This is a genomic window from Nocardia sp. NPDC056100 (genome assembly GCF_042266325.1).
Lineage (GTDB): Bacteria > Actinomycetota > Actinomycetes > Mycobacteriales > Mycobacteriaceae > Nocardia.
The window spans coordinates 1,356,967-1,370,768 of record NZ_JBHJVY010000003.1; the positions used below are offsets into that span (position 1 = coordinate 1,356,967).

Annotated in this window: 1 protein-coding gene; it reads left to right on the forward strand. The window is 69.0% G+C overall.

Annotation, left to right across the window (positions count from 1 at the left end; all coding sequences use genetic code 11):
• The first annotated feature begins 70 nt into the window (after positions 1-70).
• Positions 71-13,738, forward strand: a complete 13,668-nt coding sequence (locus tag ACFC0O_RS28340) for an amino acid adenylation domain-containing protein (protein WP_375962914.1) — start codon at positions 71-73, stop codon at positions 13,736-13,738.
• The last annotated feature ends 64 nt before the right edge of the window (positions 13,739-13,802 follow it).

Sequence of the window (13,802 nt, forward strand, 5' to 3'; positions counted from 1 at the left end):
GGATAGGTCGGAACAATTCAATGATTCGGGTGGGCGGGGAACAGCGCAGCGATTTTCGGCTGGAGCTGGCATGACCCATACGCTTCGCACACGGCCCAGCCGACATCGGCGGTCGCGCACGACCACTCTCCCGCAGCTCATCACCGCGGCCGTGGAGATGAACCCGCACGGGACGGCGCTGGTATTCGGCGCGGCCGAACAGACGTACGCGCAGCTCAGCTATGCCGAGCTCGATGAGCGTTCGAACCGGCTGGCGCGCTTGCTGATCGACCGCGGCGTGGGACCGGAAAGCCTGGTCGCGATCGCCATTCCGCGATCGGTGCAGGCGGTGATCGCGATCTGGGCGGTCGCGAAGGCCGGTGCGGGATTCGTGCCGGTGGATCCGAACTATCCGGCCGATCGGGTGCTGCACATGGTTCGCGATTCGCGGGCGGTGCTCGGGCTGACGATCGCCGAGAAGCGCGCGGCGCTGCCGGATTCGGTGCGCTGGCTGGCCCTGGACGATCCCGAATTCGCCGATCGGGCACACGGTTTCCCGGCCGATATGGTGATCAATTCCGATCGAGTCCGGCCGCTTCGGGGGGAGCATCCGGCCTATGCGATCTACACCTCGGGGTCCACCGGCCTGCCCAAGGGCGTCGTGGTGACGCACGCCGGGCTGGCGGGACTCTGCGCCGAACAGCGCGAACGGTTCGGCCTCACGCCGGAATCGCGGGTGCTGCAGGTGGCTTCGCCGTCCTTCGACGCCTCGGTATTCGAACTGCTGATGGCCATCGGATCGGCGGCCACGCTGGTGGTGGCCGCGCCGGAGGTCTACGGCGGCGATGATCTCGGCGCGCTGCTGGCGCGCGAGGCGGTGAGCCATGCGGTGATCACGCCGTCGGTGCTGGCCTCCATCGATCCGAGCGGGCTCGATGAGCTGCGCGTGGTGCTGGCCGCCGGTGAGGCGTGCCCGCCGGAATTGGTGCGGCGCTGGGCGGCTCCGATCGCGGACGGACAGCGGCGGCTGCTCAATGGCTACGGCCCCACCGAGACCACCATTTGGTCCAATTGCGCCGAGTTGCTGCCGGATCGGCCGGTGACCATCGGTGCTGCCATTCGGGGCGCGTCGGCGCACGTGCTCGATGAGCGATTGCGCGAAGTCGCGCCGGGGGAGCCCGGTGAGCTGTACATAGCCGGGGCGTTGCTGGCGCGCGGATACCTGCGCCGTCCGGAGCTGACGGCGGCGCGGTTCGTGGCCAATCCGTTCGAGGGCGGCGGGTCGCGGCTGTACCGCACCGGGGACCTGGTGCGGTGGGACGCCGATGGTGAACTGGAGTATCTGGGGCGCAATGACTTCCAGGTGAAGATCCGCGGCCTGCGGATCGAGCTGGAGGAGATCGACGCGGTGCTCGCCGAGCATCCGGACGTCGATTTCGCGGTCACCGTGGGGCATGAATTGCCCAGCGGGGCAACGGTTCTGGTGTCATACGCACATGGCCTCGCGCTCACCGCCGGACAGGCGGACGAGCTGACCGCGCTGGCGGAGAGCCGGTTGCCCGCGCATATGGTGCCGGGCGCGATCACGGTGCTGGACCGGATTCCGCTGACACCGGTCGGCAAACTGGATCGGGCGGCGCTGCCACCGCCGGTATTCGAGGCGAACGCGTATCGCGCGCCGGAAACCGCCGTGCAGCGGACCATCGCCGAGGTGCTGGCGCAGGTGCTGCCGGTGGCGCGGGTCGGCCTGGACGACGATTTCTTCGCTCTCGGCCTGGACAGCATCACCTCCATTCAGATCGTGTCGCGGGCGCGGGCGCTCGGTGTGCTCTTCAAGGCCAAGGATCTGTTCGCCGCGCGCACGATCGCGGCGCTGTCCGAAATCGCCACCGTCGCAGCGGAATCCGCGGCGGTGCCGGAGCCGGTGACCGGACCGCTGGTGCGGCTCGGCGAGGGTGAGCTGGAACGACTACGGCAGCGGTATCCGACCATGTCGGATGTCTGGCCGCTGACACCGCTGCAGTCGGGCATGCTGTTCCACGCGCAACTGGCCGAATCGTCGGTGGACGCGTACATGACGCAGTTCAGCGTGGATCTCGGCGGCGCGATCGATATCGAGCGACTGCACACCGTCGCGCAGGCGCTGCTGGACCGGCATGTGAATCTGCGCGTGGTCTTCGCCGAAGACGCGAACGGGGAGCCGATCCAGGTCGTGCTCGACGACGTCGAAGTGCCCTGGCGCTATCTGGATCTCGGCGACAGCGAGCCGTACGAGCCCAGCGCCAAGACCGAGTGGATGATGGCCGCCGATCTGGCCGGGCATTTCGATATGACGGCCGGGCCGCTGCTGCGGTTCACGCTGGTGCGCACCGGACCCGAGCGCTTCCGGGTGTGGGTCACCAGCCATCACATTCTGCTGGACGGCTGGTCGATGCCGCTGCTCATGCAGGATATGTTCGCGCTCTACGCGTTCGGCGGGGATACCGGGGAGCTGCCGCCGCCGCGCTCCTATCGCGACTATCTGGCCTGGCTGGCGGCGCAGGATCAGGAGGCCGCACGGGCCGCCTGGCGGGCAGCGCTGGCGGGCTTCGACGAGCCGACGCCGCTGGCGGCCGTCGATCGATCGCGCGAGATCACCTCGGGCATAGGCGAACTCGGATTCGAGCTGGAGGCCGAGGAGACCGCCGCGCTGGCGCGGGTCGCCGCCGAGGCCGGGGTCACGGTGAACACCATCGTGCAGGCCGCCTGGGGTTTGCTGATCGGCCGGACCACCGATCGGGATGATGTGGTGTTCGGTGCGACCGTCTCGGGTCGACCGCCGCAGCTGACCGGTATCGAAACCATGGTCGGGCTGTTCCTCAACGCCATTCCGGTCCGCGTGCGGCTGGCCGCCGGAGACACCCTCATCGAGGTGCTGCGCCGGTTGCAGGACGAACAGGCCGCGTTGCTGGATCACCACTACCTGGCGCTCGGCGAGATTCAGGAAATCGCCGGTGTCGACGGGATTTTCGATTCGCTCATCGTCTTCGCGTCCTTCCCGGTCGACGCCGAGGCGCTGGACGCCGCCGCCCGGCCCATCGACGAGGTCGGACTGCTCGGCACAGAGGCGGCCAATGGCACGCACTATCCGATCACCGTCATGGTGACACCGGGCAGTGCGCTGCGGGTGAATCTCAAATATCTGCGAGATCTGTTCGACGAGAACGAGATCCGGGTGCTGGCGCAGCGCTTCGCACTGCTGCTGGAGCGATTCGGGACCGTGCCGCGGGCGCGGGTCGCCGAGGTGGACGCGCTCATCGATCGGGAGCGGGCCGCCCTCGACGCGGTCAATGCCACCGAAGTGGTTGAGCTGCTGGATGATTCGACGCTGCTGACGCTGTTCGACGCGCAGGCCGCGCGGACCCCCGACGCCATCGCGGTGATATTCGAGCAAACCACATTGACGTATACCGAGCTGGATGCACGTTCACGGCGGCTGGCCCGGGAGCTGGCGCTGCGCGGTGTGGGGCCGGAATCGCGGGTGGCCGTTGCCATGCGGCGCGGTATCGATCTGGTGGTGGCGATTTACGCGGTGCTGCGTGCCGGTGGCGCGTATGTGCCCGTCGATCCGGATCATCCGGCCGAGCGCAATGAGTACGTGCTCGCGAGCGCGGCACCGGTGTGTGTGCTGACCCGCACCGAGGACGGTTTCGAAACCGCTTCCGGGGTACCGCTTTTCCTGGTGGACGCGCTGGCCGGTGCGAGTGCGATCGAGTACTTCGGCAGTGCGCCGGTGGGACCGGACAACGCGGCCTACGTCATCTACACCTCCGGATCGACCGGCCGCCCCAAGGGCGTGGTGATCACGCATCGGCAGATGGCGAATCAGTTCCGCTGGGCGCAGCGGAACTATCCGCACGGTGCGGGTGATGTGGTGCTGCACAAGACGCCCATCACCTTCGACATCTCCACGTGGGAGTTGTTCTGGCCGTTGCAGACCGGTGCCGCGGTGGTCATCGCCGCACCGGACGGGCATCGGGATCCGGCGTACATCGCCCGGACGATTCGTGAATACGGCGTCACCTCGGTGCATTTCGTGCCGTCGATGCTCGAGGCCTACCTCGACGGCCCCGCCGCCGAGCAGGCATCGCTGCGCTGGGTGTTCGCCGCCGGTGAAGCGCTGTCGGCGCAGACCGCGCGCAATTTCGCGAGCGCGCTGCCGGGTACCGAACTCGTCAACTGGTACGGCCCGGCGGAAGCCACCGTGGTCACCGCGTTCCATGCCGAAGATGTTGCGGGCGTTGCCGTTCCGATCGGTGCCCCGGTCGCGAACACCCGCGTGCACGTGCTGGATCGGCAGTTGCGGCCGGTGCCGTTCGGCGCGGCCGGTGAGCTGTACGTGGCCGGGGTGCAGTTGGCGCGCGGCTACGCGGGTGCGCCGGGGCTCACGGCGGAGCGGTTCGTCGCACATGACGGCGGGCAGCGGCTGTATCGCACCGGTGATGTGGTGCGGTGGATCGTGGACCCGGCCGCGGACGGGCATGCGCTGGAGTATTTGGGGCGCAGTGATTTCCAGGTGAAGCTGCGCGGACAGCGCATCGAACTCGGCGAGATCGAGACGGTGCTGCTGGGGTATCCCGGCGTGCATCGCGCCGCTGTCGCGCTGGTGCGCGGAGTCACCGGTGATCGACTGGTCGCCTACATTGTGCTGGAAGACGCTGCCGCGGTGGCGGATTCGGAATTGCTCGCACATGTGCGGGGCACGCTGCCGTCGTACATGGTGCCGTCGGCGGTGGTGCGGTTGGCCGCCATGCCGCTCAATGCCAGCGGCAAGCTGGATCGTAAGGCGCTGCCGGAGCCCGAGTTCCAGGGTCGCGCGTATCGTGCGCCCGGCTCGCGCGCCGAACGCGCGGTGGCGGAGGTGTTCTCCACCGTGCTGGGAACGCCGACCGTCGGCGCGGATGACGACTTCTTCGAGCTCGGCGGCAATTCGCTCAGCGCCACGCAGGTGGTGGCGCGGCTCGGCGGAGCGCTGGGCGCACGGGTGTCGCTGCGCGCGCTGTTCGATGCGCCGACCGTCGCCGGTCTGGCGGAATTGATTGCCGCACAGGGTGATTCGTCGTACGCGCCATTGCGCCCGATGGAGCGGCCGGACTCGATTCCGCTGTCGTACGCGCAGCAGCGCATGTGGTTCCTGAACCGCTTCGACACCGCCGCGGGCACCTACAACCTGCCCTCGGCGCTGCGCATCACCGGACCGCTGGATATCACGGCCCTGCGCGCGGCGGTCCGGGATCTGGTGCAGCGCCACGAAGTGCTGCGGACCGTGTATCCCGAATACGACGGCGTCGGGCATCAGGTGGTGCTCGATGTCGATGATCCCGAGGCCGTGCCCGCCATTCCGATGGTGGACGTGCGCGCGGAGACCGTGGTGGCGGCCGTGGCCGAGACCGCGATGGCGGGTTTCGATGTGACGATCGCGCCGCCGCTGCGAGTGCGCCTGCTGCGCTTGGGAACCGACGATCACGTGCTGGTGTGCGTGGTGCACCACATCGCGGGCGACGGCTTCTCGGCCGGACCGCTGACCCGGGATCTGATGACGGCGTATCTGAGCCGGATCCAGGGGTACGCGCCGGAATGGTCGCCGCTGGCGGTGCAGTACGCCGATTACGCGCTGTGGCAGCGCGAAATCCTCGGTGACGAACACGATTCCGGATCGCTGCTGGCCCGGCAGCTGGAGTTCTGGCGCAATGGCCTGGCCGGACTGCCGGATCAGCTGGAGCTCCCCGCCGATCGGCCCCGGCCCGCCGTGGCGAGCAGCGCGGGCGGCCTGGTGACCTTCGAGATCGACGCCGAGGTACACGCCGGTCTGCATCGAATGACGCAGGAGCGCAACGCGACCCTGTTCATGGTGTTGCACGCGGCGCTGGCCGTGCTGCTGGCCCGGCTCTCGGGTACCCGAGATATCGCCATCGGCGCGCCGATCGCGGGCCGTGGCGCGGCCGAACTGGACGATCTGATCGGCATGTTCGTCAATACGCTGGTGCTGCGCGCCGACGTGGACCCGGCCGCCGGATTCGCCGAATTGCTCGCGGCGGTGCGGCGCACCGATCTGGCGGCTTTCGAGCACGCCGACGTGCCGTTCGAACGGATTGTGGAACTGCTGGATCCGCCGCGCTCTCAGGCCCGGCATCCGCTGTTCCAGGTCTCGCTCACCTTGCAGAATCTGGCGCGGGCGGAACTGTCGCTGCCGGGGATGTCGGTGGCGGCGGTCGAAATGGATCTGCCGGTCACCAAGTTCGACCTCGACCTGACCCTGGTGGAGGTCGTCGAAGACGGAGTGCCGCAGGGGATTTCGGCCTCGTTCAGCTATGCCACGGATCTGTTCGACGCCGAGACGGTGCGCATGTTCGCGCGGCGGTTCACGCGACTGCTGGCGGCCGTGACCCGGACGCCGGAGCTGCCGGTGGGCGAGCTGCCGATGCTCGACGACGGCGAATACGAGTGGCTGACAAGGAGTTCCGAGGTGGCCGCGGGCACCTCGGCGCTACTGCCGGACCTGCTGACCAAGGGCGTAACTTTGGGCCGGGACCGGATCGCGGTGCGCTCGGCGGGGCAGTCGTACACCTACGGTGAACTGGACGATTATTCATCGCGCCTGGCACGCGTGCTGATCGCGCGCGGGGTCGGACCGGAAGCCGTTGTGGCACTTGCCATGGGCCGGTCCTACGACATGATCGCCGCGGTCTGGGCGGTGGCGAAGTCGGGTGCGGCCTATGTGCCGGTGGATCCGGGCTACCCGATCGACCGCATCCGGCATATGGTCACCGATTCCGGTGCGGTGGTCGGCTTCACCCTCGGTGAGTTCGCGGCCGAGCTACCCGGGGATCTGGACTGGCTGGCCCTGGATGATCCCGCGGTGGTGGCCGAGTACGCGGCGGAATCGGCCGCGCCGGTCACCGATGCGGACCGGGTCGCGGCACTGCGGCCGGGGCATATCGCCTATCTGATCTACACCTCGGGTTCGACGGGCCTGCCCAAGGGCGTCAGCGTCACCCACGCCGGTCTCGGCGCGTTCGTCGAGCACGGTGTCGACCTCTGCGGTGTGACGGCGGAACACCGCTTCCTGCACGTCTGCTCACCGAGTTTCGACCAGTCCGTGGAGGAGTGGCTGTACCCCTTCTCCACCGGGGCGACGCTGGTCATCGTGCCGCCGGGTGTGCTGGGCGGTGCGGAGCTGAGCGAACTGCTGCGCGCCGAACGGGTCACGCACATCATGGTGACGCCGGGCATGCTGGGCACCATCGATCCGATCGGACTCGACGATCTGGTGCTGGTCGGCACCGGCGGCGAGTCGACCAGTGCGGAACTGATCGCGAAGTGGTCGAACGGCCGCCGATACCTGAACAGCTACGGGCCGACCGAGGTCACCATCGGCTCGTCGTATGTGGAACTCGACGCCGACAGCCGAATCACCATCGGCGCACCGATTCCCGGTGTCTCCGCGCTGGTGCTGGACGAGCGCTTGCGGCCGGTGCCGCCGGGTGTCGCGGGTGAGCTCTACCTCGCCGGTGCGGCACTGGCGCGCGGCTATCGCGGGCGGGCGGGACTCACGAGTGAGCGTTTCGTGGCCTGCCCGTGGGGCGGCCCGGGGACGCGGATGTACCGCAGCGGTGATCTGGTGCGCTGGGTGCCGGTCGGCGACGGCTGGGAGCTGGAGTACCTGGGGCGCACCGATTTCCAGGTGAAGATCCGCGGCTACCGGATCGAGCTCGGTGAGATCGACGCGGTGCTCGGCGGACACGACGACGTCGATTTCGCGGTCACGCTCGGACGGCAGAATGCTGCGGGCGCAACGATATTGGTTGCATATGTGCTCGCACGCTCGGTCGACGAGGCCGGACTGCGCGAGTACGCGAGCCGGTATCTGCCCGCGCATATGGTGCCGTCGGCGATCGTGCTGCTCGATGAGATTCCGCTGACGCCGGTCGGCAAACTCGATCGCGCGGCGCTGCCGGAACCCGAGCTGGGACAGCGCGAATACCGTGCGCCCGCAACACCTCTCGAAGAGACGGTGGCCGGGGTGTTCGCCGAACTGCTCGGCGTGGCACAGGTCGGCCGCGATGACGACTTCTTCGAGCTGGGCGGCAATTCGCTGATCGCCACCCAGCTGGTCGCGCGACTCGGCGCGGCCTTGGACACCCGCGTGCCCGTGCGCGCGGTCTTCGAGACCACCACGGTGCTGACGCTGGCCGCGTTCCTGGCGACCCAGGAGGGCGTCGGCGGGCGGATTCCGCTGGTGGCGCAGGAGCGGCCGGAACTGATTCCGCTCTCACTGGCGCAGCAGCGCATGTGGTTCGTGAATCAGCTCGATACCGCCAATTCGGCGTACAACGTGCCCGCCGCACTGCGGTTGCACGGTGAACTCGACACCGGCGCGCTGGCGCTGGCCGTGCGCGATGTGGTGGCGCGGCACGAATCGCTGCGCACGGTGTATCCGGAGGCGGACGGTATCGCCCACCAGGTGGTGCTGCCCGCCGAACAGGCCGCACCGGACCTGGAGCCGGAGCTGGTCGATCCGGCCGCCCTGCTGGCGCGGGTGACCGCCGAGCTGACCACCGGATTCGACGTCACCTCCGAAGTTCCCTTGCGTGCCAAGCTGTTCCGCGTCGATTCGGTCTCCCGCGAACCCGAGCACGTGGTGCTGTTCGTGGCACACCACATCAGCGCGGACGGCTGGTCGATGGGACCGCTGGCCCGCGATGTGATGACCGCGTACCTCGCCCGGACACAGGGGCACGCGCCGCCGTGGCATCCGCTGCCGGTGCAGTACATCGATTACACGCTGTGGCAGCGCGCGGTACTGGGCACCGAAGCCGATCCGGACAGCCTGATCTCGGCGCAGGGCGACTATTGGCGGCGCACCCTCGCCGGACTGCCGGACGAGCTGAATCTGCCCGCGGATCGGCCCCGGCCGCCGCGCCAGTCGTTCGCGGGCGGGCAGGTGATGTTCCGCATCGACGCCGATCTGCAACAGCGGCTGCGGGCGCTGGCGCGGGCCCGGCACGCGACGCCGTTCATGGTGGTGCACACCGCGCTGGCGATCTTCCTGGCCCGCATGAGCGGGACCGAGGATATCGCCATCGGCACCCCGGTGGCCGGTCGCGGCGCGGCCGAACTGGACGACATGATCGGAATGTTCGTCAACACACTGGTTCTGCGCACCCAGGTCTCCGGGCGGCTGAGCTTCGCCGAACTGCTCGCGCAGACCAAGGAGACCGATCTGGCGGCGTTCGCGCACGCGGACGTGCCGTTCGAGCGGCTGGTGGAACTGCTCAATCCGGAGCGCTCGCAGGCCCGCAATCCGCTGTTCCAGGTGCTGCTGGCCTTCGAGAATTTGCAGGACAGCACCTTCGAGCTACCCGGATTGCGCATCGGCGCACTGGATTCCGGCGTCGAGACCTCGCAGTTCGACCTCTCGCTGACCGTGCGGGAGAGTTCGGACGATTCCGGGATGGACGCGGTATTCACCTATGCGCGTGACCTTTTCGACCGCGATACGGTGCAGGAGTTCGCGCGGCGCTTCGTGCGACTGCTCGACGCCGTCAGTCACGGCGGCGATACCCCGGTCGGGGATCTGCCGCTGCTGAGTGGAACCGAGTACGAACTGCTCACGCACGTCCACGATGACGAGGTGACCGCGACGGCGCTGCTGCCGGATCTGTTCACCGCGGGCGTGGCACTGGGGCGCGAGCGTACCGCCATTCGCTATCGCGGTCATTCGATCAGCTACGGCGAACTCGACGATTACACCTCGCAATTGGCGCGGGTGCTGATCGAACGCGGCGTCGGCCCGGAACAGCTTGTCGCGGTGGCTTTCCCGCGCTCGTTCGAGATGGTGGCGGCGGTGCTGGCCATCGCCAAGGCCGGTGGTGCGCACGTACCCGTCGATCCGGCCTATCCGGCGGACCGGGTGCGGCATATGATCACCGATTCCGGTGTGGTGCTGGGCATTACGGGTTTCGCGCAGCTCGACGGGCTGCCCGGCGAGGTGGAGTGGCTCTGCCTCGACGACGCGGCGGTGGACGGGCGCTGCCTGGCGCAGTCCGCGGAACCGGTGACCGATCTGGATCGCCGTACGCCGTTGCGCCTGCGGCATCCGGCGTACGTCATCTACACCTCCGGTTCCACCGGTATGCCCAAGGGCGTCACCGTGACTCATGCCGGACTGGGCGGGCTCGCCGAGTACACGGCCGAACGCTACGGTGTGCGGCCGGGCGACCGGTCGCTGCACAATTGCTCGCCGAGTTTCGATCCCTCGGTGCTGGAATGGGTTTCGGCGTTCTCCACCGGGGCGACCCTGGTGATCGCGCCGTCGGAGATCATGGGCGGTCCCGAACTCGCCGAGCTGATCCGGGCCGAGGACGTCGATCACGCGGTGTTCACCCCGGCGGTGCTCGGCACCCTGGACCCGGCCGATCTGGACGGGCTGCGCACCATGTGCGTCGGTGGTGAGGTGACAACGCCTGAGCTACAGGAGAAATGGGCGTCCGGGCGCGTCTATCACAATGCGTTCGGTCCGACCGAGGCCACCATTATCGCCACCTATTCGCAATTGCGGCCGGGGCGGCAGATCACCATCGGCACACCGGTGCACGGGATGTCGGCGCTGGTGCTGGACGCGCGGCTGAACCCGGTGCCGCCGGGGGTGGCGGGTGAGCTGTATCTGGCCGGTGGCGCGCTCGCGCGCGGATACCGCAATCGCAGCGCGCTCACCTCGGAGCGCTTCGTCGCCAACCCCTGGGGCAAACCGGGTGCGCGCATGTACCGCACCGGCGATGTGGTGCGCTGGTACGCGGATCCCGCCGATCAGCGTGGGGCGCAGCCGAAGTGGGAGCTCGACTATGTCGGGCGCACCGACTTCCAGGTCAAGATCCGCGGCTTCCGCATCGAACTCGGTGAGATCGACGCGGTCATCGGACGGCACGAGGATGTCGAGTTCGTGGTCACCCTGGGCCGCGAGAACGCCGCCGGGGCAACGGTTCTGGTCTCCTATGTGCTCGGGGTGCCCGGCAGTTCGCCCAAACCGCGGGAACTGACCGAGTTCGCCGCGGCCAGCCTGCCCGCGCATATGGTCCCCGCGGCCATCGTGGTGCTGGACGAGATTCCGCTCACCCCGGTCGGCAAGCTCGACCGCAAGGCGCTGCCGGAACCCGAACTGGCACAGCGGGAATACCGCGCGCCCGTCACCGCGCTCGAGGAGTCCGTCGCCGCCGTCTTCGCCGAGGTGCTCGGCGTGGAACGGGCCGGGCGCGATGACGACTTCTTCTCGCTCGGCGGCACCTCGCTGCTGGCCAGCCAGGTGGTGAGCCGGTTGCGCAAGGTGACCGGCGCGCAGGTCATGGTCGCGTGGTTCTTCACCGATCCGACCGTCGCGGGACTGGGCGCGCGGATCGCCGCGGAATTCGACGGCGGCGAGGCGAGTGCGGCCGATACCGCGCTCGGCGTGGTGCTGCCGATTCGCGGCACCGGGACCCGGACACCGCTGTTCTGCGCCCCGCCCATGGCCGGAATGTCCTGGTGCTATGCGGGATTGGCGCAGTACCTGCCCGAGGATCAGCCGATTCTCGGACTGCAGTCACCGGCGCTCACCGAGCTCGGCTACTGGCCGGAATCGCTGACCGAGGTGGCGCGGCGGTACGTGCGCGAGATGCGCGAGATCCAGCCGCACGGGCCGTACCGGGTGCTCGGCTATTCGCTCGGCGGCAATCTGGCGCAGGCCATCGCCACCGAACTGTGGGCGCAGGGGGAGCGCACCGATGTGCTCGCCATCCTCGACGCGTACCCGGATGCGGATATGTCGGACTTCCGGGACGCGCTGCGGGACGAATTCGTCGCGCTCGGCGTGACGGACTTCCCGGAAGGCGATCTGCAGGAGCTCGGCGATGACGCGCTGCGCGCCCTGCAGGCCGCGATTCCACCCGATCTCGCGGTGCTGACGCTGGAGCGGATTCGCCGGATCTACAGCGGCGCGGTGCGCACCATCGAACTCGGATCCGCCTATCAGCCCGCCTATTTCGACGGTGATATCGAACTGTTCCGGGCGGAGTTCCGGGGACCGGGCGAGACGGTCTACGGGCCGGGGCACTGGCGGCCGTTCACCGGCGGCGCGATCACCGATCGGCCGGTGCCGGTCACCCATCAGCTGATGGTCGGCACCGAGGCGTTCGCGATCATCGGGCCGGAGCTGGCGGCTCTCATCGATGCCGCCGATCGGGGTCCCGCGCCCGCACCGGAACCGCTGCCGATCGAGGACGAGGTCTCGGACTGGGCCATCACCCAGGTGCTTCCGGTGGTCACCTCGCTACCGGGCTTCCAGGGCGATCCGACCGCGACCACGGTGCTGCCGGTCTTCGCACCGGAACCGCCCCAGGCCCCACTGGCCAGCGCCATCGCCGAGCGCCGCACCGCGACCAGCACCGTGTCACCGCTGCCCGCGGGTGCGGTGAGCCTGCTCGAGGTGGAGCCGACCGGATTGCATGTGCGGGCCATCGCCCTCGATATCGCGGAGGGCGTCTCGGGTTCGCGGGTGCGGCGCTCGGTCGCGAGCCTGCGCGAACGGCATCCGGCGCTGTGGGCGCGACTGCGCTTCGACGGGGACACCCCGCTGCTGGACATCCCGCTGCGATCCAATCCCTCGGACGCGGCGGTCTGGCGGGTCGATCCGGCGGTACAGGCGGTCGGCGATCCGATCGGGGCCGTGGTGCACGCGGCCGCGGCCGAACTGGACCCCGAAGAGGGCCGCAATATTCGATTCGTCCTGCTCGAGGGCCCGGCACCGGACGCACCCGTGGATCCGGATACGGGTGAGCAGCCGGTGGCCGTGCTCATCGTGGTCGCCAACGGCCTGGTGGTCGATGACGCCTCGTGGCGCATCATCATCGACGATCTCACCGATTCCTGGTCGGGCGGGCACGCCGGCGGCGGCGGTGCGCCGGGCACCGATCCCGCCGAGTTCGCGCACGATGCCGCGGACCGGGCGGGCGAACCGGCGACGGTCGCCGAATTGTCCTGGTGGCGTGCGGCATTGGCGGCGATACCGGCCGGGCTCGCACCCGACCGGGTGGCCGACGAGTCCCGCGGGCGGGTATCGGTGCAGATCACCGGTGCGGGCGCGACCGCGGTGGACGCGGTGGCGCGGCAGTACGGGGCCACGCTCGAGGAGGTCCTGCTCACGGCGTTCGCGGTCGCGCTCTGGGATGACGCGGGCGCTTCGGCGCGCGCCACCCTCGGTTCGGTGGTGCGACTGGTCGCTGACCCGCGGACGCCCGGCGATCCGGTGGTCGGCGCGTTCAGCACCGGCTACCCGTTCGTGCCCGCGCTGACCGGGGTGGATTTCGATCAGGTGCGCCGCGGCGGACCGGCCGCCGGATACGCCATCGCGCAATTGCGGGACAGCGTGCGGGCGGTCCCCTCCCACGGTGTGGGATTCGGTCTGCTGCGGCAGCTGAATCCGGCCGCGGCCGCGGTGCTCACCGGACTTCCCCAGGGCCGCATCGGTTTCCGCTATCGCGATCTGCGCCCGGCCCGGGTGCTGCCCGAACCGGTCGCCGATGACCTCTACCTCGATATCACCGTCGACACCAGCGCGGATGGGCTGCTGGCCCGGTTCGACTTCGCGGGCGCGGTGCTCGAACTCGATCAGGTCAAGGGCCTTGTCGAGGGGTGGGTACAGGCTTTGGGCGGGCTCGCCGAGCATGGAGAGGGGATCCATCCGTAGCATTGCCTGCTTACCACCCCGTTTCGACGTGGACACCTGTCTTCGGTGTGCCGGAAGGTACCCT